Annotated in this window: 23 protein-coding genes and 1 riboswitch; of the genes, 14 read left to right on the forward strand and 9 right to left on the reverse strand. The window is 70.6% G+C overall.

Translation table 11 applies throughout. From position 1 onward, the window contains the following. Window positions 1–65: 65 nt before the first annotated feature. The 4 genes from def (at window position 66) to asnB (ending at window position 5,024) form a co-directional block, all read left to right on the forward strand. Window positions 66–614: a peptide deformylase gene (gene def, locus ABT130_RS06960; RefSeq protein WP_350924454.1), complete on the forward strand. Its 549-nt coding sequence runs from the start codon at window positions 66–68 to the stop codon at window positions 612–614. A gap of 5 nt (window positions 615–619) precedes the next feature. After that, entirely contained in the window at window positions 620–1,549 is a 930-nt protein-coding gene (gene fmt, locus ABT130_RS06965; RefSeq protein WP_350924456.1) for a methionyl-tRNA formyltransferase, read from the forward strand. A gap of 5 nt (window positions 1,550–1,554) precedes the next feature. Further along, window positions 1,555–3,072 (forward strand): RsmB/NOP family class I SAM-dependent RNA methyltransferase, encoded by a 1,518-nt coding sequence (locus tag ABT130_RS06970; RefSeq protein ID WP_350953520.1) that lies wholly within the window; start codon window positions 1,555–1,557, stop codon window positions 3,070–3,072. Between the two features lie 98 nt (window positions 3,073–3,170). Continuing rightward, window positions 3,171–5,024: an asparagine synthase (glutamine-hydrolyzing) gene (gene asnB, locus ABT130_RS06975; RefSeq protein WP_350953522.1), complete on the forward strand. Its 1,854-nt coding sequence runs from the start codon at window positions 3,171–3,173 to the stop codon at window positions 5,022–5,024. A 17-nt stretch (window positions 5,025–5,041) separates the two neighbouring features. Here the strand turns inward: asnB and ABT130_RS06980 are convergent, their stop codons facing one another. Beyond that, window positions 5,042–5,224, reverse strand: a complete 183-nt coding sequence (locus tag ABT130_RS06980) for a hypothetical protein (protein WP_350953524.1) — start codon at window positions 5,222–5,224, stop codon at window positions 5,042–5,044. 326 nt (window positions 5,225–5,550) lie between these two features. Here ABT130_RS06980 and rpe point away from each other — a divergent pair, with 326 nt between their 5' ends. Next, entirely contained in the window at window positions 5,551–6,207 is a 657-nt protein-coding gene (gene rpe / locus ABT130_RS06985; RefSeq protein WP_350924464.1) for a ribulose-phosphate 3-epimerase, read from the forward strand. A 141-nt stretch (window positions 6,208–6,348) separates the two neighbouring features. Here the strand turns inward: rpe and ABT130_RS06990 are convergent, their stop codons facing one another. The 5 genes from ABT130_RS06990 to ABT130_RS07010 all read right to left on the reverse strand — a co-directional run bounded on the left by ABT130_RS06990 (window position 6,349) and on the right by ABT130_RS07010 (window position 12,322). Next, a complete protein-coding gene (locus ABT130_RS06990; protein ID WP_451934990.1) occupies window positions 6,349–7,395 on the reverse strand; it encodes an ABC transporter ATP-binding protein in 1,047 nt (348 codons plus the stop codon). Beyond that, the gene (locus tag ABT130_RS06995) at window positions 7,392–8,393 is read right to left on the reverse strand and encodes an ABC transporter ATP-binding protein (protein ID WP_350924466.1); all 1,002 of its coding nucleotides are present in this window, start codon (window positions 8,391–8,393) and stop codon (window positions 7,392–7,394) included. Before ABT130_RS06995 ends, ABT130_RS06990 begins: the two co-directional genes overlap by 4 nt. A 14-nt stretch (window positions 8,394–8,407) precedes the next feature. After that, entirely contained in the window at window positions 8,408–9,388 is a 981-nt protein-coding gene (locus ABT130_RS07000; protein WP_350953526.1) for an ABC transporter permease, read from the reverse strand. 127 nt (window positions 9,389–9,515) lie between these two features. Then, complete coding sequence (locus ABT130_RS07005; protein WP_350953528.1) at window positions 9,516–11,303, reverse strand: ABC transporter substrate-binding protein; 1,788 nt, start codon at window positions 11,301–11,303, stop codon at window positions 9,516–9,518. Between the two features lie 17 nt (window positions 11,304–11,320). After that, on the reverse strand, window positions 11,321–12,322 hold the full coding sequence (locus ABT130_RS07010) for an ABC transporter permease (protein WP_350953530.1): 1,002 nt from the start codon (window positions 12,320–12,322) through the stop codon (window positions 11,321–11,323). 327 nt (window positions 12,323–12,649) lie between these two features. Here ABT130_RS07010 and ABT130_RS07015 point away from each other — a divergent pair, with 327 nt between their 5' ends. The 5 genes from ABT130_RS07015 (at window position 12,650) to ABT130_RS07035 (ending at window position 17,137) form a co-directional block, all read left to right on the forward strand. Beyond that, window positions 12,650–13,465 carry an oxygenase MpaB family protein gene (locus ABT130_RS07015; protein WP_350924475.1) on the forward strand — a complete coding sequence of 272 codons (816 nt, stop codon included), beginning with the start codon at window positions 12,650–12,652 and terminating at the stop codon, window positions 13,463–13,465. A 121-nt stretch (window positions 13,466–13,586) separates the two neighbouring features. Continuing rightward, a riboswitch (FMN riboswitch) is annotated at window positions 13,587–13,717 on the forward strand. A 329-nt stretch (window positions 13,718–14,046) separates the two neighbouring features. Continuing rightward, the gene (locus ABT130_RS07020; protein WP_350953532.1) at window positions 14,047–14,682 is read left to right on the forward strand and encodes a riboflavin synthase; all 636 of its coding nucleotides are present in this window, start codon (window positions 14,047–14,049) and stop codon (window positions 14,680–14,682) included. 106 nt (window positions 14,683–14,788) lie between these two features. After that, window positions 14,789–16,003: a bifunctional 3,4-dihydroxy-2-butanone-4-phosphate synthase/GTP cyclohydrolase II gene (locus ABT130_RS07025; protein ID WP_350924479.1), complete on the forward strand. Its 1,215-nt coding sequence runs from the start codon at window positions 14,789–14,791 to the stop codon at window positions 16,001–16,003. A gap of 73 nt (window positions 16,004–16,076) precedes the next feature. After that, a complete protein-coding gene (ribH, locus tag ABT130_RS07030) occupies window positions 16,077–16,547 on the forward strand; it encodes a 6,7-dimethyl-8-ribityllumazine synthase (RefSeq protein WP_350924481.1) in 471 nt (156 codons plus the stop codon). Window positions 16,548–16,678: 131 nt separating this feature from the next. Then, the gene (locus tag ABT130_RS07035) at window positions 16,679–17,137 is read left to right on the forward strand and encodes a PH domain-containing protein (protein WP_350953534.1); all 459 of its coding nucleotides are present in this window, start codon (window positions 16,679–16,681) and stop codon (window positions 17,135–17,137) included. 103 nt (window positions 17,138–17,240) lie between these two features. Here the strand turns inward: ABT130_RS07035 and ABT130_RS07040 are convergent, their stop codons facing one another. After that, window positions 17,241–17,909, reverse strand: coding sequence for a potassium channel family protein (locus tag ABT130_RS07040; RefSeq protein ID WP_350953536.1), 669 nt, complete (start codon window positions 17,907–17,909; stop codon window positions 17,241–17,243). Then, a complete protein-coding gene (locus ABT130_RS07045) occupies window positions 17,902–19,242 on the reverse strand; it encodes a TrkH family potassium uptake protein (RefSeq protein ID WP_350953538.1) in 1,341 nt (446 codons plus the stop codon). The genes ABT130_RS07040 and ABT130_RS07045 overlap by 8 nt, the downstream gene beginning before the upstream one ends. A gap of 175 nt (window positions 19,243–19,417) precedes the next feature. Here ABT130_RS07045 and ABT130_RS07050 point away from each other — a divergent pair, with 175 nt between their 5' ends. The 4 genes from ABT130_RS07050 to ABT130_RS07065 are packed head-to-tail and all read left to right on the forward strand — an operon-like array spanning window position 19,418 to window position 23,237. Next, entirely contained in the window at window positions 19,418–20,284 is an 867-nt protein-coding gene (locus ABT130_RS07050) for an AAA family ATPase (protein ID WP_350924489.1), read from the forward strand. Continuing rightward, window positions 20,268–21,476, forward strand: coding sequence for a vWA domain-containing protein (locus ABT130_RS07055; RefSeq protein ID WP_350953540.1), 1,209 nt, complete (start codon window positions 20,268–20,270; stop codon window positions 21,474–21,476). Before ABT130_RS07050 ends, ABT130_RS07055 begins: the two co-directional genes overlap by 17 nt. Continuing rightward, window positions 21,469–22,611, forward strand: a complete 1,143-nt coding sequence (locus tag ABT130_RS07060) for an XdhC family protein (protein WP_350953542.1) — start codon at window positions 21,469–21,471, stop codon at window positions 22,609–22,611. The genes ABT130_RS07055 and ABT130_RS07060 overlap by 8 nt, the downstream gene beginning before the upstream one ends. Beyond that, complete coding sequence (locus ABT130_RS07065) at window positions 22,608–23,237, forward strand: nucleotidyltransferase family protein (protein ID WP_350924495.1); 630 nt, start codon at window positions 22,608–22,610, stop codon at window positions 23,235–23,237. The genes ABT130_RS07060 and ABT130_RS07065 overlap by 4 nt, the downstream gene beginning before the upstream one ends. 170 nt (window positions 23,238–23,407) lie before the next feature. On the opposite strand, the gene ABT130_RS07070 is transcribed toward ABT130_RS07065, so the two are convergent. Beyond that, window positions 23,408–24,313, reverse strand: a complete 906-nt coding sequence (locus ABT130_RS07070; protein WP_350953544.1) for an endonuclease/exonuclease/phosphatase family protein — start codon at window positions 24,311–24,313, stop codon at window positions 23,408–23,410. Window positions 24,314–24,382: the final 69 nt, after the last annotated feature.

The following is a 24,382-nucleotide window of genomic DNA, read 5'->3' on the forward strand; positions in this document are numbered from 1 at the left end:
GGCCCGGGGGAGGCGGCCGGCGCCCTTAGACTGGGGCGATCCCCTGAAGCGTGAGGAGACCCCTGTTGGCCATTCAGCCGATCCGCCTTTTCGGCGACCCGGTGTTGCGCACTCCGGCCGATCCGGTCAAGGACTTCGACAAGGAGCTGCGCAAGCTCGTCAAGGACCTCACCGACACGATGATGGACGCACCGGGGGCCGGGCTGGCGGCACCCCAGATCGGGGTCGGGCTCCGGGTCTTCACCTACTACGTGGACGATCAGCTCGGGCACCTGATCAACCCCAACCTCGACCTGTCGGACGAGGCGGACGAGGAGGGCGAGGAGGGCTGCCTGTCCTTCCCCGGCCTCTCGTTCCCCACGCCCAGGGCGCTGCGGGCCGTGGCGACCGGTTTCAACATGCACGGCGAGCCGGTGACGCTTGAGGGCACCGATCTGATGGCCCGTTGCTTCCAGCACGAGACCGACCACCTCGACGGCGTGCTGTTCATCGACCGGATGGACGCCAAACAGCGCAAACTCGCGATGAAGGCGATCCGCGAGGCCGACTGGAACGGTCTGGCGGCCCCCGCGTTCAAGTTCTCCCCGCACGCCACCCACGGGAAGGCTCTGTAGGAACCTTGCGCCTGGTCTTCGCCGGAACCCCGGACACAGCCCTGCCCGCGCTGCGGGCTCTGATCGACTCGCCCCGCCATGACGTCGTCGCCGTCGTCACCCGGCCGGACGCCCAGTCGGGCAGGGGCCGCAGGGTCCATCCGAGCCCTGTGGCCGAGCTCGCCGAGGAGGCGGGCATCGAGGTGCTCAGGCCGCAGAAGGCGGGCGACCCGGCCTTCCTCGACCGGCTCACCGAGCTCGCCCCCGACTGCTGCCCGGTGGTCGCCTACGGTGCGCTCCTGCCCCAGGCCGCCCTGGACATTCCCCGGCACGGCTGGGTCAACCTCCACTTCTCGCTGCTGCCGGCCTGGCGCGGCGCGGCGCCGGTGCAGCACGCCGTGCTGCACGGTGACGCGATCACCGGCGCGGCCACCTTCCGGATCGTCAGGGAGCTGGACGCGGGCCCGGTCTACGGCGTGGTCACCGAGGAGATCCGCCCCGCGGACACCAGCGGGGAGCTGCTCGCCCGGCTCGCCGAGTCCGGCGCCGGGCTGCTGACGGCCACCCTCGACGGGATCGAGGACGGCAAGCTGGAGGCGGTGCCGCAGCCCGCGGAGGGGATCAGCCTCGCCCCGAAGATCAGCGTCGACGACGCCAGGGTCGACTGGTCCGCACCCGCGATGCGCGTCGACCGGCTGGTCCGTGCCTGCACCCCCGCCCCGGGCGCGTGGACCGAGTTCCGCGGCCAGCGGGTCAAGCTCGGCCCCCTGCGACCGGTTCCCGACGCCTCGGGCCTGGCCCCCGGCCAGATCGCGGCGTCCAAGAACACCGTCCTGGTCGGCACCGCCACCTACCCGGTCGAGCTGGGCGAGGTGCAGCCGCAGGGCAAGCGCCTGATGAGGGCGGGGGAGTGGGCCCGCGGTGTGCGGCCCACGGACGAGGATCGGCTGGCCTAGAGATCATGAGCAGTGCTGGTGGTGACGGCCGTAACGCCGCACGAGGCGGGCGCGGCCGGGGGGCGACCCCGCGCGGCCATGGAGCGGGCGGGAACCGAGGCAGGGGCAAGGGCACGGCCGGGGCCGGGCGTCCGCCCAAGCCGGTCCGCGACGAGGCGCGCAACACCGCGTACGACCTGATGCGTGCCGTCGACGAGCGGGACGCCTACGCCAACCTGCTGATGCCCGCGCTGCTGCGCGAGCGCCGCCTGTCGGGGCGCGACGCGGGACTGGCCACCGAACTGGCCTACGGCACCCTGCGCGGTCTCGGCACCTACGACGAGATCATCGCGGCCTGCAGCGACCGGGCGCCGGAGGACGTCGACCCGCCGCTGCTCGACGCCGTACGGCTGGGCGTGCACCAGTTGCTCAAGACGCGGGTGCCCCCGCACGCCGCCGTCGGCACCACGGTCGATCTGGTGCGGCTGCGCGTGGGCATCGGCGCCTCGAAGTACGCCAACGCCGTGCTGCGCAAGGTCTCCACCCGGTCGCTGGAGCAGTGGGTCCCGATCGTGGCGCCCGACCCCGCCGACGACCCCGTCGGCCATCTGGCGGTGGCCCACAGCCACCCGAGGTGGATCGTCGAGGCGCTGCGCGACGCCGTGGGCGGCGACTTCGACGAGACGGCCGCCCTGCTCGCCGCCGACAACGAGCGTCCCCGGGTGACCCTGGTCGCCCGTCCGGGCCGCTCGTCGGTCGCGGAGCTCCTCGACGCGGGCGCCGAGCCCGCCGGATACTCCCCGTACGCGGCCTACCTGCCCGAGGGCGACCCCGGGGCGATCCTCGCCGTGGCCGAGTCGCGGGCCGCCGTCCAGGACGAGGCCAGCCAGCTCGTCGCGCTGGCCCTGACCCGGGTCCCGGTGGAGGGCGCCGACTCGCGCTGGCTCGACCTGTGCGCGGGCCCCGGCGGCAAGGCCGGCCTGCTCGACGCCATCGCGACCCACGGTGACGAGGCGGGCCTCGCGGCGGGCGCCGGGTCGGCGGCCTTCCCCGGTGGGGCGCGCCTGCTCGCCGCCGAGCTGCAGTACCACCGGGCGCGGCTGGTGTGGCAGACGACCCGGCAGGCCGCGGTGATCACCGCGAACGGCACCGTGCCCGCCTGGCGGCCCGGAGTCTTCGACCGGGTCATGCTGGATGCCCCCTGCACCGGCCTGGGCGCGCTGCGCCGCCGCCCCGAGGCCCGCTGGCGCCGTGATCCCCGGAGCCTTCCCGAGCTGGGCAGGCTCCAGCGTGACCTGCTCGCCTCGGCGATCGAGGCGGTCCGTCCCGGCGGCGTCGTCGGGTACGTGACCTGCTCGCCGCACCTGGCCGAGACCGACGTCGTAGTCGGCGACGCCCTGCGCCGCCGCGACGACGTCGAGGCGCTGGACGCCCGTGCCTACCTCCCCGAGGTCGAGGGGTTGGGCGAGGGGCCGTACGCGCGGTTCTGGCCGCACCGGCACGGCACCGACGCCATGTTCCTGGCCCTGCTGCGCCGCCGCTGATCGGCCCCGGAGCCGTCATCGCAGGTCAGGGCATATATGGATGCCGCACGCCGTTCGACTGGGCATAACTGCTTCCAAGAGGACGCGGGGGTGGCGAAATGTGTGGAATCTGTGGATGGGTGGACTTCGAGGGCGATGTCCGGCAGTCACCGGACATCGCGAAGGCCATGATCGACACCATGGCCTGCCGCGGGCCCGACGACGCGGGGATCTGGCTCGCCCCGCACGTCGCGATAGGCCATCGGCGGCTGGCCGTCATCGACATCGAGGGCGGCCGCCAGCCGATGGTCGTCGCGGAGGAGGGGCTGCCGCTTGCGGTCCTCACCTACAGCGGCGAGATCTACAACTTCGTCGAGTTACGCGCCGAACTGGCCGCCCACGGCCATCGCTTCCAGACCCGGAGCGACACCGAGGTCGTGCTGCGGGCCTACCTCGAATGGGGGGAGGATCTCGCCGACCGGCTGAACGGCATGTTCGCCTTCGCGATCTGGGACACCCGCCGCGAGGAGCTGCTGCTCGTCCGCGACCGGATGGGTGTCAAGCCGCTGTACTACTACCCCACCGCGCACGGCGTGCTGTTCGGCTCCGAGCCCAAGGCGATCCTCGCCAACCCGCTCGCCGGGACGCCCACCGTCGACGCCGACGGGCTGCGCGAGCTGATCGCCTTCGTCAAGACCCCCGAGCACGCCGTCTACCAGGGCATGTACGAGGTTCGCCCCGGCCAGGCGATCCGGGTGACCCGCGAGTTCCTGTGCCGGCGCCGCTACTGGCAGCTGCACTCCCACGAGCACGTCGACGACCTCGCCACCACGGTCGCGGGCGTACGCGACCTGCTGGACGACATCGTCGGCCGCCAGCTCGTCGCCGACGTGCCGCTCTGCGCCCTGCTCTCCGGCGGTCTCGACTCCAGCGCCGTCACGGCACTCGCCGCGCTGGGGCTTCGGGAGCGGGGGGAGGGGAGGGTCCGGTCGTTCTCCGTCGACTTCGCCGGATACACCGAGAACTTCCAGCCCGACGAGATGCGCGACACCCCCGACACGCCGTACGCGCACGAGGTCGTGCGGCACGTCGACGCCGACCACACCGACATCGTCCTGGACTCCGCCGACCTCATGGACCCGGCGGTGCGCGGCGCGGTCCTGCGGGCGCGGGATCTGCCGATCGGCGTCGGTGACATGGACACCTCCCTCTACCTGCTGTTCCGCGCCATCCGGGAGCACTCCACCGTGGCGCTGTCCGGGGAGTCGGCCGACGAGGTCTTCGGCGGCTACCGGTGGTTCCACGATCCGGAGGCGGTCGCCGCCGACACCTTCCCCTGGCTGGTCTCCCCGGGGATGGCGCGGTTCGGCGGGCTGGGGGCGCTCCTCGACGAGGACCTGATGCGCAAGCTGGACATCCCCGCCTACCGCGCGGACAGCTACCGGCACGCGCTGGACGAGGTGCCCCGGCTACCGGGTGAGGAGGGGCTGGAACGGCGGATGCGGGAGATCTCCTACCTGAACCTCACCCGGTTCGTGCAGATCCTGCTGGACCGCAAGGACCGGATGAGCATGGCCGTCGGGCTGGAGGTCCGGGTGCCGTTCTGCGACCACCGGCTGGTGGAGTACGTCTTCAACGCCCCCTGGTCGATGAAGACCTTCGACGGACGGGAGAAGAGCCTGCTCCGCGCCGCCACGGCGGACATCCTGCCGCCCTCGGTCGTCCACCGCCACAAGAGCCCCTACCCCTCGACGCAGGACCCCTCCTACACCGAGGCCGTCCGCGCGGAGGCGGCCCGGCTGCTCGGCCGCGGGGACATCGCGGCCGAGCCGCTGATCGACAGGGAGAAGGTACGGGCGGTGATCGACCGGCCGGAGACGGACGGCGGCCCGGCGGGAGGCCGGGCGGCGCTGGAGGGGTTGCTGCAGTTCAACGCCTGGCTGGAGAGGTACCACGTCCGGGTCAACCTCTGATCCGAGATCCCGTCCCCTCAGCGCCGCCGGGGCACGTAGCAGAGCTTCACCCCGTCCTGGCCCGCTGAGGAGCTCCAGGCCAGGTTGGTCGAGATCACGCCGTAGAGGTCCATCACGCTCGCGGCGGGTACGGCGAGGAGGGCGACGATGGCGATCAGCGGGAGGAGAATCGAACGCAGGGAGCGGGGGCGAAAGGACATCGCTATCCGATTCCGATAAAGACTGAGAAGTCGGTCGGAGCGGAAGCCCCCGGACCTCGCGCACCGTCTCGTTCAGTAATCCAGATGATTCCGGAAGGAAATTACTCCGGCAATCCCTCGTGTGCCAGGAGAGTTATGAGTTCGCGTCTTTTGACATTCCCTGCCGTCTCCGAGTTCGGTGCGGGAGGCTCGGTAGTGCGAGCGGTATATCCGATATGTCATGTTTTATGTGGTGCGCGCCGTGTGTCGGATGATATGTGACGCGGGTCACGTGGTGGACGGCGGGTGACGGAGGGCAGGGCGCCGCCTCATAGAATCGGCCAATTATGGCCGTACAGATCTCGCCCAGCATCCTGTCCGCTGACTTCGCCCGCCTCGCCGAGGCGGCCGAGGCGGTCCCCAACGCCGACTGGCTGCACGTGGATGTCATGGACAACCACTTCGTCCCCAACCTGACCCTCGGGCTGCCGGTGGTCGAGTCCCTGCTCAAGGCGACCTCGATGCCGCTCGACTGCCACCTCATGATCGAGGACCCGGACCGCTGGGCCCCGTCCTACGCCGAGGCCGGAGCCCAGAGCGTGACCATCCACGTGGAGGCGGCCAAGGCCCCGGTGCGTACGCTGCGCCAGATCCGCAGCGCCGGCGCCCGCGCCGGCCTGGCGCTGAACCCCGCCACCCCCGTCGAGCCGTACGAGGACCTGCTCGACGAGCTCGACATGCTGCTGCTGATGACCGTCGATCCCGGTTTCGGCGGGCAGAAGTTCCTCGACATGGTGCTGCCCAAGATCCGCCGGGCCCGCGAGCTGATCGACCGCTGCGGCGGGCAGGTCTGGCTCCAGGTGGACGGCGGCGTCTCCGACACGACGATCGAGCGCTGCGCGGAGGCGGGCGCCGACGTCTTCGTGGCGGGCAACGCCGTCTACGGCGCCGAGGACCCGGCCCGCGCGGTCGACGGTCTGCGCGCCCTGGCCACTCGCGGCTGACCGGTCCCGTCCAGGAGGCGTCCGGGAGGACCGGACCGCCAGGCGGACAGCCGAACGGCGGAGGGCGGACCCGGGATGGGTCCGCCCTCCGCCGTTCTCTCACCGGGGATCACCGGTCGCGAGGACCGGCGACGGCCGGTGTCAGGTCTGCAGCGCCGGGTCCAGCACCACGTCCTGGCCGTGCACGGTCGGCTCCTCGGGGAAGTGGCAGGCGGTCAGGTGACCTTCCCTGTTGCCCTCCAGCCTGAGCAGCGGAGGCTCCTCGGTGGCGCACTTGTCCTGGGCCTTCCAGCAGCGGGTGCGGAAGCGGCAGCCGGACGGCGGGTTGATGGGGGAGGGCACGTCCCCCGCCAGGCGGATGCGCTCGCGCGGCTCGTCGTCCTCCTGCACCTCGGGCACCGCCGACAGCAGCGCGTGGGTGTAGGGGTGGCGGGGGCGCTCGTACAGGGAGGCGCGGTCGGCGACCTCGACGATCTTGCCGAGGTACATGACCGCGACCCGCTGGGAGAAGTGCCTGACGATCGCCAGGTCGTGCGCGATGAACAGGAACGCGATCCCCATGTCCCGCTGGAGCTGCTGGAGCAGGTTGACCACCTGCGCCTGGATGGAGACGTCGAGGGCCGAGACCGGCTCGTCCGCGATGATCAGCTTGGGGTTGAGGGAGAGCGCGCGGGCCACCCCGATCCGCTGCCGCTGGCCGCCGGAGAACTCGTGCGGGAAGCGGTTGTAGTGCTCGGGGTTGAGCCCGACGATCTCCAGGAGCTCCTGGATCCGCTTGGTCCTGCCGCCCGGCGGGTTGATCCCGTTGATCTCCATCGGGCCGCCGATGATGGTGCCCACGGTGTGCCGGGGGTTGAGCGACGAGTACGGGTCCTGGAAGATCATCTGGATCTCGGCCCGGATCGGCTTCAGCTCCTTGCGACTGGCGTGGCCGATCTCGCGTCCGGCGTAGCGGATGCCGCCCGCGGTCGGTTCGAGCAGCCGGGCCGCCAGCCGCCCGGCGGTGGACTTGCCGCAGCCGGACTCGCCGACCAGGCCGAGCGTCTCACCGGCGTGCACGGTCAGGTCGATGCCGTCCACCGCGTGGACCCGGCCGACCTGCCGTTTGAAGATGAGGCCGCCCATCACCGGGAAGTGCTTCTTCAGACCGGACAGCTCCAGCAGCGGCTCGGAGGTCGTCTCGCTCACTTGTGGATCTCCCGCTTCTGGGCCAGGGTCAGGTAGCACGCGTCGCCGTGGCCGCGGTGCGGGGACAGCTCGGGCCGCTCCGAGCGGCACAGCTCGGGCCCCGCCACCTCCATGAAGTCGCACCGCGGGTGGAAGGGGCAGCCGGACGGGACGTTGATCAGGCTCGGCGGGGTGCCGCGGACCGGCCGGAGCTGCACGTCCACCGGTGCGCTCAGCTTGGGCATGGAGGCCAGCAGGCCCCAGGTGTAGGGGTGGCGGGGTTCGCGGAGGACCTCCTTGACGGTCCCGCGCTCCACCGCGCGCCCGGCGTACATCACCAGCACCTCGTGCGCGGTGTTGGCGACCACGCCGAGATCGTGGGTGATCAGGATGATCGAGGTGCCCATCTGGTCCTGGAGCTCCTTGAGCAGGTCCAGGATCTGGGCCTGCACCGTCACGTCCAGTGCGGTGGTGGGCTCGTCGGCGATCAGCAGGTCGGGGTCGCAGACCAGCGCCATCGCGATCATCGCGCGCTGCCGCATGCCGCCGGAGAACTGGTGGGGATAGTCGTCCACCCTGGTCTTCGGCTGTGGGATGCCGACCCGGGTCAGCATCTCGATCGCACGGGCCCTGGCCTCGGCGCGGCTCGCGCCGGTGTGCTTGCGGTAGACCTCGGAGATCTGCTTGCCGATGGTGTGGTACGGGGAGAGCGAGGTCAGCGGGTCCTGGAAGATCATCGCGACCTTGTTGCCGCGCAGTTTCTCCATGGTGGACCGGGAGGCGCCGATCAGCTCCTCGCCGTCCAGCCGGATCTCCCCGTTGATCGTGGTGGTCTCCGGGTTGTGCAGGCCGAGCACCGTCAGGTTGGTCACCGACTTGCCGGACCCGGACTCGCCGACGATGCCCAGCGTGGTGCCCTTCTCCACGTCGAAGGAGAGCCCGTCCACCGCGTGGACGACGCCGTCCTCGGTGTGGAAGTCGACGGTCAGGTCACGGACCGAGAGGAAGGGAGTTGACACTTTCTTCAGAACTCCTAGCTCAGCCGGACACGAGGGTCGATGAAGGCGTACAGGATGTCGACGACGATGTTGAAGAAGACGATCGCCCCGGCCGCCACGAGCACCGTGCCCATCAGCATGGGCAGGTCGGAGGTGTCGACGGCCTTGATGGAGAGTCGCCCGAGTCCCTGCAGCCCGAAGGTGGTCTCGGTGATGATCGCACCGCCGATCAGCGTGCCGAGGTCCACGCCGAAGATCGTGATGATGGGTGTCAGGGTGCCGCGCAGGGCGAATCTCATCACCACGCTCCGCCCGGACATGCCCTTGGCCCGCGCGGTGCGGACGTAGTCCTCACTGAGCTGTTCCACCATCGTCGAGCGCGTCATACGGGTGTAGTTGGCGGTGAAGATGATCGCCAGCACCACCCAGGGCAGCGCCAGCCCGCTCGCCCAGGCGATGGGGTTCTCGGTGAACGGCAGGTACTGGGGCCGTTCGAGGATCTGGTTCTTGTAGACGAGGAAGTAGAGCGCGAGCGTGCCGATGAAGTAGATCTGCACGGAGGCGCCGATCAGGGACGACACGCTGGCGATCTTGTCCAGCGGCTTGCCCTGGCGCAGGGCCGCGACGATGCCGGTCGCCATGCCGAAGACGAGGAAGACGACCGCCGCGCCGATGGTGAGGGAGACGGTGACCGGCAGCCGGTCCAGGATCGTCTCGAACACCGGCTCGCGGTTGACGAACGAGTAGCCGAGGCAGGGGGCCGGGCAGTGGCCCAGGCTCTCGTAGTCGCGGCCGACGAAGATGCCGGCCAGCCAGGCCACGAACTGGGCGAACAGGGGCTGGTCCAGTCCCAGGTTGTGCCGCGCCTGCTCCAGGAGGTCGGGCGGGCAGACCTTGCCGCAGGCGAGCCTCGCCGGGTCGGCGGGCACGGCGAAGAAGAGGAAGAACGTGACCGCGGCGATGATCAGAAGCGTGACCGCGGCGCCGAGCGTGCGGCGAGTGATGAATGGAAGCATTGCCTGTTTCCCGAGGTGGCTGGGACCGCTGCTGGGGCCTGACGGCCCCTTGGCCGTGACCTCGCGGGGAACGGTGTCGTCCTCCGCGAGGCCACGGCCGCCGGTGTCTCCTAAGGCTTCGTGGGCGTTACTGCTTCACGAAGATTCTGTTCGGCTGGACGGTCCACGACTGCGGGTCGATCTCCGCGCCGCCGATCTTGGAGCCGTGCAGGGTGTTGGCGATCCGGTTCTCGGCGACGACCAGCGGGGTGATCGTCTCCTGGATCTCCTTGTCCAGCGCCATCCACGCGGCGTTCTGCGCGTCGATGTCGGTCATCGCGGTGATCTCGTCCATCTTCTTGGTGAGCGCCTCGTCCTTCAGGTGCGAGTAGTTCGGCGCACCGTCGGCGATCGGGCCGAAGATGACGGGCAAGACCGTCGAGCCGGACGGCCAGTCGGCGCCCCAGCCGCCCCAGTACAGGTCGAACTCGTTCTTCGTCAGGCCGATGGAGTCGTAGTAGGTCTTGCGGTCCAGCGGCTTGGCCACGACCTTGATGCCGGCCTTCTCCAGGGCGCTCTTGATCACGACGGTGACCTGCTCCTGGACCGGCGTCTGGTTGTAGGCGTAGACGATGGTCGGCGTCGGGTTGCTCGACTCGGCCAGCAGCTGCTTGGCCTTCTCGATGTCACCCTCGGGCTTGGTCGTCTTGTCGAACAGGTCGTAGGGCTGGTAGCCGACCGTGGTGTTCTCGTTGAGGATGGTGGTCGGCAGCGCCGCGGCGGCCGGACCGCCCATGGTCTGCTGGATCTGCTTGGAGGGCCACGCGTAGTTGATGGCCTGGCGGATCTTCTGGTCCTTCATCCGGTCAAGGTTGAAGTAGTAGTAGTTCCCGTACGGCGAGGGGCTCTTCATCAGGCGGGGCGCCAGCGCCGGGTCGCCGAGCACCTGCTGCAGCCGCTCCGGGGGAACGGTCGCGTAGAAGGTGAAGGCGGTCTGGTCCGGGCCCGCGTCCGCCATCAGCCGGTCGGTGATCTGCAGGGGCTCCTGGCCGAACTCCAGACGCCACTTGTCGGGGTAGGCGCCGCGGATCGGGTCGGTGGCCGCGTCCCAGTGCGGGTTGCGCTCAAGGTCGATGGACTTGTCGACCACGTGGTTCTTGATGATGTACGGGCCGCTGGAGACAGGGGCCTTGTCGTACTTCTCCTTGGTGTCCTTGGCCTTGGGCACGATGCCGTAGCCGCCCATGGCGAAGGCGTAGTTGGCGTCGGCGTGCGGCGTCTTGAACTTGTAGACGATCGTCTTGTCGTCCGGCGTCTCGATGCTGTCCAGGCGCTTGCCGTCATAGGGGCCCTGGTAGGCCTTCTTGTGGTCGACCTCGGTCAGCCACTGCTGGATGTAGGTCGGGCCCTGGGTGATGAAGGACGCGAACGTCCGCTCCATGCTCCACTTCACGTCCTCGGACGTGATGGGCGTGCCGTCCTCCCACTTCACCCCGTCCTTGAGGGTGAAGGTCCAGGTCTTGCCGCCGTCGGAGGGGGTGCCGGTGTCGGTGGCCAGGTCGCCGACCAGCTTGTACTCGCTCTTGTCGGTGCGCTTGTAGCCGGTCAGGGTACGCGCGATCAGGAGGGAGAAGTTCGTCTCGGTGTTGACGTAGAGCTGGCCCGGGTCGAGGTGGGAGAAGTCGTCCCGGTCGATCATCGTGACGGTGCCGCCCTTGACGACGCCCTCCGGCTCGATGGCGGGGCCCTTGGAGTCCTCCGCGGTGCCGACCGTGATGGTCGGCGCCTTGTAGGAGGCCTCCGCGGCGGGGGCAGAGGCGCCGGCGGAGCCGCTGGGAGCGGCGGGGGCGCCCTGGTTGCCCTCGGCGCACGCGCTGGTAAGTGCGAGCGCGCCTATGGCGAGTACGGCCATCGCTGACCGCGTACGGACTTTCATCTCTCTCCTATTCAGGTCTAACGCTTGAGCTTGGGGTCGAAGGCGTCGCGGACCGAGTCGCCGAGAAGGTTGAAGGCGATCACGAAGATCAGCAGAGCCGCGCCGGGGAAGATCAGGTAGGTGATGTCGTTCTGGTAGACCTCGGTGCCCCGCAGGAACATCCGGCCCCAGTCGGGGATGGGCTCGATCATGCCGACGCCCAGGAAGGACAGGGCCGCCTCGGCGGTCACCATCGCGGGCAGCAGCAGTGTCGACTGGATCAGGATCGGCGTCCACAGGTTGGGCAGCAGCTCCTTGAAGATGATCCGGGCGGGGGAGGCGCCGGTCACCTTGGCGGCCTCGACGAACTCCCGCTCGCGCATGGAGAGCACCTGGCCGCGCAGCAGCCGGGCGATGCCGGCCCAGCCGAAGGCCGTCAGCAGGGTGATGAGCGTCACCGCCCGCAGCCAGACCGGGGTCTCCTCGTCGGGGCTGACGAAGAGGTTCTCCACCACCGGCATGAACGCGATGATGAACAGGGTCGAGGGGAACGACAGGACGATGTCGATCAGGCGGCCGATGAAGTAGTCGGTTCTGCCGCCGGTGTATCCGGCGACGATGCCCATGACGATGCCGATCATCGTGATGAGGACCGTCGCGGTCATGGCGATCAGCAGCGAGGTCCTGATCCCGTAGACGAGCTGCATGAACACGTCCCGGCCCAGGCCCGGCTCGATGCCGAACCAGAAGTCCGAGCTCATGCCGCCGTTGGGCAGCACCGGGTAGCCGAAGTCGTTCAGCAGTCCCGGGGTGTCCTGGCCGTAGAGGGTGGAGTGGTCCTTGCCGTAGAGCCAGGAGATGACCGGCGCGAGGATCGCGACGAGGAAGAAGAAGATCACCACGCCGGCCGAGGCGATGCCGGTGGGGTCGCGGCGGAAGCGCAGCCACATCAACTGGCCGGGGGAACGGCCTACCGTCTCCGGTGTCTTCACCGCGGGGGGTTCCCCGGTGGTGGACGCGGCTGGTGCAGGGATGGTCATCGTGCGGGCGCTCCCAACGAGCATGGCTGAGCCTGATCCTTGGAACCATCGCAAAACAGTCAAGGTCAAATCAATGGTCTGCTCCTTACTCATTTTATTGTTGTGTAATTTCCACCTGTTCGTAGCTTCAATTCCGTTGACGCGGCGGGGGGGTGGGGTGAAAGAATCGAGGCACTTAAAAGCTGCTTTTCACGGATCTGTGACACTTTGATGACCTGGCCGTGACACCCTCGTCTGGATCCCGTTCCGCTTGTGTCACAGACCCGGGACATGTGTGCCCAGACCCCCTCCGGTAGCGTAATTAACCACTTACGAGGGAGGCGGCGCATGGATCACGGGTTGTTCGGACCGGATTCGGTGACCTGGAAGGTGATGGGCGAGCCGATCCTGCTCGTCGGAGGCTTCAGGGCGCTGCTCATGCAGGGCCTGCACCCCCGGGCGATGCGCGGGGTCGCGCAGAACTCGGCGCTCATGGACCCCGCGGAGGCCTGGTCCCGCTTCGCGCGCACCACCGAGTTCGTCCGGGTGCGCACCTACGGTACGACCGAGGAGGTCGCCCGCGCGGGGGCCAGGGTCAGGAAGATCCACGCGAGACTCACCGCCCTCGATCCCGACACCGGCGAGCGGTTCCGTCTCGACGACCCCGCCGCGCTGCTCTGGGTCCATGTCGGCGAGGTCGACTCCTACCTGTCGGTCGCCCGGCGGGCCGGAGTGGGGCTGAGCGGTGAGGAGGCCGACAGGTTCGTCGCGGAGTGGCGCCGTGCGGCCGAGGTCGTCGGCCTGCGCCCCGAGGACGTGCCCGGCTCGGTCGGCGAGCTGGACGACTACATCCGGGCCTGCCGTCCGGGTCTCTACTTCGCGCCCGAGGTGCCCCATCCGCTCAGGCAGTCGCTCAACGCGCCGCTCCCGGCGCGCCTGACCCCGCTCAAGCCGGTGTTCCCCATGGTCACCCTGCTCGCCTTCGCGACCCTGCCGCGCTGGGCCCGCAGGCTCTACGGGCTGCCCGCGACCCCGCTGGGGGACCTGTGGGCGACGGCCTCCCTACGGGCGCTGCACACCGGCATCGGTCTGGTGCCCGCTCCGGTGCGCTACTCCCCGGACGCGCGACGGGCTCGGAAGGTGATCGCCGAGCACGCCGCGTGATTTGACCAAGCGCTCGCTTGGTCCATATGCTGGAGGGGTGTGCGGTGCGGTTTGCCGGACATGGCACACTGGTGTACGGGAAGCGGGCCGCCTGCGGCGCGCTTTCCGAAGCAAGGCAGAGCAGCGTGCTCCGGGGTCGGTGAAATTCCGAGCCGGCGGTTACAGTCCGCGACCCGGTCGAATCCATCGACCGGTTGACCTGGTGAAACTCCAGGACCGACGGTTAGAGTCCGGATGGGAGGAAGCGCGCGAGCGGAGAGTGCCCTTTGGGGTCCTCCGCTGACCGGGTGTACGCACCCATCGAATTCCCCGGGGCCCGCCGTGGCAGACAGCTACTGGCGAGTAGGAGACCTCGGGTGACTGATCGGACGCGGACGCGCCCAGTGGCCGGGCCCGCCCCCCACGGGCATGGCGCCGCCGGCCCCCACCATTCCCTGACCGGGCACACCGGCTTATCCCGCTCTCCGAGCGCATGCCCCGCCGGCCCCCACGCGGCTTCCCGCCCTTCGGCGACGTTCCGCCTCCGGCCCCGCGACACCTCGGCCGCCCGCCTTCGCGCGATCCCCTGCAAGGAGATGTGAATGTTCACCGGAATCGTCGAAGAACTGGGTGAGATCGCCGGGATCGAGCAGCTGAGCGACGCGGCCAGGCTGTCCATCCGGGGCAGGACGGTCACCTCGGACGCCGGGCACGGCGACTCGATCGCCGTCAACGGCGTCTGCCTGACCGTGGTGGACGTGGCCGGTGAGGTGTTCACCGCCGACGTGATGAAGGAGACCCTCGACCGCAGCTCCCTCGGCGCGCTGAGGCCCGGCTCCCCGGTCAACCTGGAGCGCGCGGTCCGCGCCGACCAGCGACTGGGCGGCCACATCGTGCAGGGTCACGTGGACGGGACGGGCGTCCTGCTGTCGCGGGAGCCCGGCGAGCACTGGGAGGTCGTCCGCATCTCCCTCCCGTCCGACCTCGACCGCTACGTGGTCGAGAAGGGGTCGATCACGGTCGACGGCATCAGCCTGACCGTGGTGAGCGTCGGCTCCGGCGGCTTCGCCGTCAGCCTCATCCCCACCACTCTGCGCCTGACCACCCTCGGTGCCAAGCAGCCCGGAGACCCGGTGAACCTCGAGGTCGACGTGATCGCCAAGCACGTCGAGAAGCTCGTCGGCGCGTACGCCCCCGCGAGCACGGACGGCCAGGCCGGCAGGGGGGACAAGCGGTGAACCGGGCGGAAGCGGGATTCGAGGCCCCCGTGCCGGTCCCGGTCGGATTCGTCAACTGGCTCAAGGAGCACAGGTCGCGGACCGTGCTCGTCCCCGAGGAGGCCGTGTGATCAAGCTGGACCCGATCGAACGCGCGATCGCCGACACCCGCGAGGGCAAGGCGGTCGTGGTCGTCGACGACGAGAACCGGGAGAACGAGGGCGACATCATCTTCGCCGCGTCCAAGGCCACGCCGGAACTGCTGGCCTTCACCATCCGGCACAGCAGCGGCGTGGTCTGCGTGCCGATGCGCGGTGAGGACCTCGACCGGCTCGGCCTGCCGCTGATGGTGCACGACAACAGGGAACGCCTGCGCACCGCGTACACGATCAGCGTGGACGCCAGGGACGGGGTGAGCACCGGGATCTCCGCCGCCGACCGGGCCCGCACGATCCGTCTCCTGGCCGACTCCGCGACCGACCCGTCCGAGCTGGTACGGCCGGGTCACGTCTTCCCGCTCCGTTACCGGGAGGGCGGTGTCCTGGTCAGGCGCGGCCACACCGAGGCGGCCGTGGACCTGGCCAGGCTCGCCGGGCTGAGCGAGTCCGGCGTGCTCGCCGAGGTCGTCAACGACGACGGGACCATGATGCGACTGCCGGAGCTGCGCCGCTTCTGCGACGAGCACGACCTGGCGCTCGTCTCGATCGAGCAGCTGGTGGAGTTCCGGCGCAGGACCGAGCGGATGGTGACCAGGGTCGCCGAGACCCTGCTGCCGAACAGGTTCGGCGTGTGGCGGGCCTACGGCTTCGCGAGCTCGGTGGACGGCGGCGAGCATCTGGCCCTGGTCTTCGGCGACATCGAGGACGGCGAGAACGTCATGGTCAGGGCGCACTCCGAGTGCCTGACCGGCGACGTGCTCGGGTCGCTGCGGTGCGACTGCGGGGTGCAGCTGGAACACGCGATGTCCCGGATCGCCGCCGAGGGCCGAGGCGTGATCGTCTACCTGCGCGGGCACGAGGGACGCGGCATCGGGCTGCTGGCCAAGCTGCGGGCGTACAGCCTTCAGGACGCCGGCAGCGACACGGTCGACGCCAACCTGGAGCTCGGACTGCCGGTGGACGCGCGGGAGTTCTCCAACGCCGGGCAGATCCTCGCGGACCTGGGGGTGAAGTCGATCCGGCTGCTGACCAACAACCCGGCCAAACTGCGCGGCATGGACGGCTACGGCATCAAGGTGATCGGCCGCGAGCCCATGCCGGTGGCGATGAACCCGTACAACGAGAAGTACCTGTCGGTCAAGCGCGACCGCCTTGGTCACGACATCCCCCAGGAGCGCGAATGAGCGAGCGTGGCAGGAGAGCCGGTACGGACGGGGTGTTCGCGAACGCGAACCGCGAGCGGAGTGAGTTGATCAGATGAGCGGGACAGGACGGCCGGTGGTGTCGGCCGTGGACGCGCGGGGGCTGACCGTCGGCATCGTGGCCGCCCGGTGGCACGAGGAGATCACCGATCAGCTCGTGGCGCGGGCCGTACGGGCGGGGGAGGACAGTGGTGCGGCGGTGACCGTGGTCCGGGTGGCCGGCTCGCTGGAGATCCCGGTCGTGGTGCAGGCCCTGGCCAGGCGCTGCGACGCGGTCGTCGCCCTCGGAGCCGTGATCCGCGGGGAGACCGCCCACTTCGACTACGTCTGCGACTCCGTCACCGCGGGCCTGACCCGGATCTCCCTCGACGAGCAGGTCCCGGTCGGCAACGGAGTGCTGACCTGCGAATCCCTCGACCAGGCCGTGGACAGGTCGGGGGTGCCGGGCAGTCACGAGGACAAGGGCTACGAGGCCACCGTCGCGGCGCTGGAGGCGGCGCTGCTGCTGCGCGAACTCCGCTCCTAGAGCACCGCCGACGCACCCCGCCGCGCCGTGTGATCGGTGCGGCGGGGACGTGCGATAGGTTGCCATCGGCACCATGACCAGCCGTCGCAGCCGTTTTGATCGGTGGTTTCCCGAAGGATCGTGATCTGAGAGTGAGCCCGGAGAGCGTCTCCCCGCCCCCGTTGCCCGTCGTCTGGCGGCCCAAGAACGGGCGGATCGTGGCCTACGGCTTCGCGGGCGTGATCACGCTCGGCGCCATCCTGATGGCGATCTTCCTGCCGGCGCCGTTCACGCTGGCCGACAGGATCGGGATGCTCGTGCTGGGCCTCCTGATCGCCGGGGCCCTCCACCTGCTGGGGCGGTGCCGGGTGGAGGCCGACGAGCGGGGGATCACCGTCGTCAACCCGCTGAGGGTGCGCCGTTACGAGTGGGCCGAGGTGCTCGGGGTCACCCTGACCGCCCACGAGCCCTGGGCGAAGATCGACTTCGCCGACGGGATCACGGTCGGCGCCATGGGCCTGCAGGGGTCGGAGAAGAAACGCACGATGCGCCAGGTCCACGAGCTCGCCGCCCTCATCAGGGAGCGCGGCGAGGCGGACGAGGCCCGCTGAACCGCCGGCGGGCCGCCACCGCCTGAACGCGCCGGGTCCGGCGAGCCCCGTGGGGCCACTGTGGGGCCACTGCGGAACCCCGCGAGGCCGGGGTTCTCGGTGCTCAGGTCTCCTCGGCGAACCGCTCGGTCTTGTCGGTGTCGCCGGCCACGAGCAGGATGTCACCGCTCTGCACCACCGTCTCCGAGGTGGCGTAGGTGAACCCGCCGCCGGGCTTCTTGATGCCGACCACGGTGACCCCGTACTCGCTGCGGATGCCCAGCCGGCCCAGGCTCTTGCCGTCCGCCCAGCCGGGCGCCATGGTCTTGATCAGGGCGTAGCCCTCGTCGACCTCCAGATAGTCGAGCATCCGCCCGATGACCAGGTGCGCGACCCGCTCGCCCATGTCGTGTTCCGGCTGCACCACGCGGTGCGCGCCGACCCGCTGCAGGATCCGGCTGTGCTGCAGACTGATCGACTTGGCCCAGATGTCCGCCACCCCCAGGTCGGTCAGGATCGAGGTGGTCAGGATGCTCGCCTCGATGTCGGTGCCGATGCCGACCACGGCCCGGCCGAACTCCGCGATGCCGAGCTGCCGGAGGGCGTCCGGGTCCGTGGAGTCCGCGCACACCACGTGGGTGAGCCTGCCGGAGAAGTGCTGGACGTTCTTGGAGTCGTTGTCCACGCCGAGCACCTCGACGTCGCGGCTCACCAGCTCCGCCGCCAGAGCGCCGCCGAACCGCCCGAGACCGATGACCACGACCGCGTCGCCGCGGTTCTTCTTGTCAACCAACGAGGGGACGCTCCTCTGGATATCGGAACCGACGGGTCTGGACGTGCAGCGCCAGCGCGGCGCCCAGGGTCACCGGGCCGAGCCGCCCGACGAACATCAGGACGGTCAGGATCAGGTGCCCCGCGGTGCCGACGTCGGCGGTGATCCCCGTCGACAGCCCGACCGTGCCGAAGGCGGAGATCACCTCGAACAGTACGCGGTCGAGCTTGAAGGGGGTCGCCGTCATCATCGCGAACGTTCCCACCGCGACCGACGCCACACTCAGCAGCGCGATCGTCAGGGCCTGGCGCTGGAGCTGCTCGGGGACGCGGCGGCGGCTCGCCGAGACGTCGGGCTCGCCGCGCAGCTCGGCGAGGATCACGAAGCCCAGGAGTGCGAACGTCGTCACCTTGATGCCGCCCGCGGTGCCCGCGCTACCCGCGCCGATGAACATCAGCACGTCGCTGACCAGCCAGGAGTTCTCACTCATCTGGGAGGTGTCGACGGAGTTCAGGCCGCCGCTGCGGGTCATCGTGCTGTGGAAGAACCCGGCCATGATCCGTAGTCCCGGGGAGAGACCGCCCATCGTGCCGGGGTTGTTCCATTCGATGACGGTGATGGCCAGCGTCCCGCCGAGCAGCAGCACCGCGGTCATCCACAGTGTGATCTTGGCGTGCAGCGTCCAGCGCGACGGGCGACGCCAGTTCTCCCTCAGGACGGCGTAGACCGGGAAGCCGAGACCTCCGGCGATCACCGCCAGCGCGAGCGGGAGGCAGATCCACGGGTCGGTGACGAACCCCATGACGCTGTCCGACCAGAGGGCGAACCCGGCATTGGTGAATGACGAGATTGCATGAAAAATCCCGTAATAGACGGCGCGGCCGACCGGCTCCCCGTACCCGATCACGAAGCGGGTGGCGAGCGCCGCGGCGGTCAGCACCTCGGCGACCAGCGTGATCTTGGCGACTCCCACGATCAGCCGTCGCACGTCGCCGGCCCCGAGGGTCTTGGTCTCGGCCTGGGTGTTCAGGCGGGCGCGCAGGCCGAGCTTGCCGGAGACGAGCACGGCCAGGATCGAGGAGAGCGTCATGATCCCGAAGCCGCCGATCTGCATCAGCACCATGAGCACGATCTCGCCGAAGAGCGACCAGTGCGCCGCGGTGTCGTGCATGGCCAGCCCGGTCACGCAGACCGCGGAGGTGGCGGTGAACAGGGCCGACGTCCACGAGGCATGCTGACCCTCCTCGACCGCCACCGGCAGCGACAGCAGCCCCGTACCGGTGAGGACCACGGCCAGGAACGCCACCACGACGACTCTGGACGGGGTGTTGATCTGGCCGAGGAGGTTCTTCACAGGGGGTGAGGATACTTCTTCGAGGGGCGGCGGTAGACCTGTCCGCCCTCGATACCCGACGCCGTCTCGCCGGACCGGTTCCTCCCGGTGCAGCGGGTGCGGCGTGACAACGCGAGAACGCGACCACCGGGCGTAACCTGAGGTGGTGGTCAGGCGGACAATTGAGGCATCTAACGTGCAGTCACCCGCGCAGCTGGCGGAGCTGCTCGACGAGCAGTCGTATCTGGCCGATACCGGGCTCGCCACGGCCGCCTTTCTCGCACTGCGGATGGGGCGCCCGCTGCTCCTCGAAGGCGAGGCCGGCGTCGGCAAGACCGAGCTGGCCAGGACCCTGGCCGCGCTGCTCGGGGCGCCGCTGATCCGCCTGCAGTGCTACGAGGGGCTGGACGCCTCCCAGGCGCTCTACGACTGGGACTTCGCCCGCCAGCTCCTGCACCTGAAGGCGGCGGAGGCGGGTGGGATCACCGACGCCGCCCGGCTGGAGGGGGAGGTCTACGATCGGAGGTTCCTGATCGCCAGGCCGCTGCTGAAGGCGATCGAGACCCAGCCCTCGGTGCTGCTCATCGACGAGGTCGATCGCGCCGACGTGGAGTTCGAGGCGATCCTGCTGGAGGTGCTCTCGGACTTCGCGATCTCCATCCCCGAGCTCGGCACGGTCCGCGCCGCGCGGCCGCCGGTGGTCGTGCTGACCTCCAACCGCACCCGCGAGGTACACGACGCCCTGAAACGGCGCTGCCTCTACCACTGGCTGGAGCACCCCTCCTTCGAGCGGGAGGTGGCGATCCTGCGCAGGCGGCTCCCCGACTGTTCCGCGATCCTGGCCGAGCAGGTCGCTCACGCGACGGGACGGCTCCGCGAGGCCGACCTGATCAAGCCGCCGGGGATCGCCGAGACCCTCGACTGGACCGAGGCACTCCTGGCTCTCGGATCCCGCGAGCTCGACCCCGACGTGGCGGCCGCCACCCTGGGCGCCCTGCTCAAGCACAGGGAGGACCACGAGACCGTGCTCGGGAACGGATTCTTCGGTGTGGCCCGGCGCTGACGGCCCCGGCTTCCCCGCCGGCGCGACCGGTGCCCCGGCGGATCGGGACACCGGAGGCCCGCCCGCCACGGATGACGGCGCCGTCCTTCCCGCCGGGAACGGCGAGGACCTGGTCGCGGTCATGACCGGTTTCGCCAGGACCCTGCGTGCCGCGGGGGTGCCCGCCGATCACGAGCGAACCCAGGGCCTGCTCCGCGCCCTGTCCCACCTGGACGCCGCGGAGCCCACCGACGTCTACTGGGCGGGCAGGCTCACGCTGTGCGCCTCGGCCGACGACCTGCCCCGCTACGACCGGGTCTTCGCGGCCTACTTCGAAGGGCGGCGCGCGGGCCGCGCGAGACCGGCGGTGATCACCGTCACCCGGCACACCGCGGCGCTGCCGCAGAGGGGGCCCGATCGGGAGGAGAGCGGTGACTCCCCCGCGCTCGCGGCGACCCCGAGCGCGACGGAGGTGCTGCGCACCCGTGACGTGGCCAGGATGACGGGACCGGAGCTGGCCGAGGTACACCGGCTGCTCGCCCTGCTGCGGGCAGGCCGGGAACGGCGCCGGTCGCGACGTTTCAGGCCCTCGCGCCGGGGGCGGCTGGACGGCAGGGCGACGATTCGCGAGACCCTGCGCAGGGGCGGGGAGATCGCCGGTCTCCGCTACCGCGCGCACCGGACCAGACCTCGCAGGGTCGTGCTGCTGGTCGACGTCAGCGGCTCCATGACCCCGTACGCGGACACGCTGCTCCGCCTGGCCCACGCGCTGGTCAGGTCGGAGCCCGGGGCCACCGAGGTGTTCAGCGCGGGCACCCGGCTGACGCGGCTCACCGCCGAGCTGAGCCACCGCGACCCGGCCACCGCGATGAACGCCGTCTCCCGCGCCATCCCCGACTGGAGCGGCGGCACCCGGCTGGGTGCGGAACTCCGGCGGCTCCTGGCGCTGAACGACGCGGCCGGCGCGACGGTGGTGATCGCGTCCGACGGGTGGGAGCGCGGCGACGTCTCGCTGCTGGGGGCGGAGATGGCCAGGCTGTCGCGGACCGCCCACCGGGTGATCTGGGTGAACCCGCACAAGGGGCAGGAGGGCTACCAGCCGCTCACCGCCGGCATGCGGGCCGCCCTTCCGCACATCGACGACTTCGTGGCCGGGCACAGCCTGGCCGCCTTCGAAGAGCTGGCAATGCTGCTGGGAGGCACTCGTGCGTGATGTTCTGTCGCAGGTCCTGCGCTGGTGGGAGGCGGGGGAGACGTTCGGCCTGGCCACCGTGGTCGACACCTTCCGCAGCGCCCCCCGGCCGCCGGGGGCGTCCATGGCGGTGCTCGGCGACGAGGCGGAGGGCAGCGTCTCGGGTGGCTGCGTCGAGGGGGCCGTCTACGAGCTGGCCCGGGAGGTGGTCTCCTCGGGCAGGCCCGTCCTGCAGCGGTACGGGGTGAGCGACGACGACGCCTTCTCCGTCGGCCTGACCTGCGGCGGCATCCTGGACGTGTTCGTCGAGCCGGTCTCTGAGAAGACCTTCCCCGAGCTGGGGTCGGTCGCCGCCTCGGTGCTCGGGCACGAGCCGGTGGCGGTGGCGACGATCCTGTCCGGGCCGGGCGCGGTGGGCAGCCGCCGGGTGATCTGGCCGGACCGCTCCTCGGGCTCCCTGGGGGTGGACCGGCTGAACGAGGCGGTGGACGACGACGTACGGGGCATGCTGGCGCAGGGGCTGACGGGCGTCCGCAGGTACGGGGCCCGGGGGGAGCGGCGGCTCGACGAGTTGTCGGTCTTCGTACAGTCCTTCGCGCCGCCGCCCCGGATGCTGGTCTTCGGCGCGATCGACTTCGCCGCCGCGGTCGCCAGGATCGGCAAGTTCCTCGGTTATCACGTGGTCGTGTGCGACGCCCGGCCGGTCTTCACCACGGCCAAGCGCTTCCCCGAGGCCGACGAGGTGATCGTCAAGTGGCCGCACGACTACCTCACCTCGGTCACCGTGGACGAGCGGACCGCGATCTGCGTGCTCACCCACGATCCCAAGTTCGACGTCCCCCTGCTGGAGGTGGCCCTGCGCACCCCGGCGGGCTACGTCGGCGCCATGGGATCGCGCCGTACCCACGAGGACCGGCTGGCCAGGCTCGCGCGGGCGGGGCTGGGGGAGGCCGAGCTGAAGCGGCTCCGCTCGCCGATCGGCCTGGATCTGGGCGCGCGCACCCCCGAGGAGACCGCGGTCTCCATCGCCGCCGAGCTGATCCAGCTGCGCTGGGGCGGCTCGGGCAGGCCGCTGACCGACGGTTCCGGCCGGATCCACGGCGACGGCCCGGTTCATGGCGATGACCCGGTTCACGGCGACGGGCCCGGCGCGTGAGTACGGCCGGAGCGGAACCGGCGGGAACGGTGAGCGCGGGGCTGCTGCTGGCCGCCGGGTCCGGCTCGCGGCTCGGCACGCCGAAGGCGCTGGTGGAGTTCGGCGGGGAGCGGCTGGTGGACCGGGGGGTCAGGGTGCTCCAGGAGGGTGGCTGCCGGCCCGTGGTCGTGGTGCTCGGGGCGGCCGCCGTCCGGGTGCCGGGGGCGGTGACCGTCCACAACCCGGACTGGAGTTCGGGGATGGGCTCCTCGCTCAGGGCCGGTCTGGACGCGATCCCCGCCACCGCCGAGCACGTGGTGATCGGCCTGGTGGACCAGCCGTTCGTCGGCCCGGCGGCGGTGCAGCGGCTCATCCGGGCCGCGGAGCGGGGTGCCTCGGTCGCCGTCGCCACCTACGGCGGGGCGCGGCGGAACCCGGTGCTGATCGCCAGGGAGCACTTCGCGGAGGTCTCCCGGCTCGCGACCGGCGACGCCGGAGCACGTCCGTTCCTGAAGGCCCATCCCGAACTGGTCGTCGCGGTCCCCTGCGACGACGTGGCGGACCCCGCCGACATCGACACCCCGGCGGACCTGTCGGCGCTGCGGGCCCGCTCCGACGTCACCGCCCGAGCCGCCCGGCCCGGCTGAGCCCGGCGGCTTCACGCCCGTTCCGGCCTCGCCGCCCGAGTCGCCGTCCGAGCCCCCTGAGCCCCGCCTGGGCGGCCCCGCCGGAGCCAAGGGCCCGTTCCTGCCTCGCCACCCGAGCCACCCGAGCCACCCGGGCCTTCCGGACCCTCAGGCTCGGCTGGTCAGTCCGGTCAGTCCGGTTTCTGGGAGGTCAGGCGCAGCGAGGCGAAGGCGGCGCGGTGGTCGCTGCCCGCGGCCCGCTCGACGCCCGCCCCGGTGGCGGTCAGGCCGCGGTAGAGGATGTGGTCGGGACGGGTGACGGGGAAGGCCGCGGGCCAGGTGAAGCCGAACCCCGTACCGGCCTCCTGCTGGGCGTCCGACAGCGGCGGCACCAGGCCGGAGCGCTTGCGGTCGGTGGTGGCGGTGTTGAGGTCGCCGAGCAGCAGCAGGCGCGCGCTGTCGTCCTTGTCGATCATCCTGCGGGCGTAGGCGAGGGTCTCGTCACGCTGCGCGGTCTGGCCCGGCCGGGCGGAGGCGAGGTGCATGACGTACACGGTCAGTCTCCCCTTGGGGGTGGCGACCACCGCTCGCAGCGCCCGTGCCCAGTCGAGGCCGATGTCGGCCTTGCGGGCCTCGACGATCGGGAACCGGCTCCACAGGCCGACCGTGGCGATCCGGTAGTGATGGGGAAAGCGTTCGCTGAGGATCTCCGCAGCCGGGCCTCCTGCGGTCAGCTCCTGCACCGCGACCAGGTCACGGCCCTTGGAGACCGACCGTACGGCCTCGGCCGAGTCGGCGTTGGCCGCGCCCACGTTGAGCGTGGCGACCGACAGGTCGCTGGGGCCACCGGGCGGGCTGCGCAGCAGCGTCGGGCCGAACATGAGGCCCCAGACGATCGCCGGGAGCAGCGCCGCGAAGATCACCTGCCATGAGCGGGTGGCCAGCGCGCAGATCAGCAGGATGGGTATCGCGACGCCGAGCCAGGGAAGGAGGCTCTCCAGCACGGGGGTGAACCCGCCCAGTTCCGGCAGGAGCCGGTGCCCTCCAAGAGTCAGGGCCAGGGCTCCCGCCACCACGATGATCGACCGCCTCAGCACGCCCCTCCTTGTCGCCGTCAAAGATCCCCCACCCCGGAATGCGTAGGCTACCGGCCCGACGGGTGGGGC

The sequence above is a fragment of the Streptosporangium sp. NPDC001681 genome, from assembly GCF_040298085.1.
In the GTDB taxonomy this organism is placed as follows: Bacteria; Actinomycetota; Actinomycetes; order Streptosporangiales; family Streptosporangiaceae; genus Streptosporangium.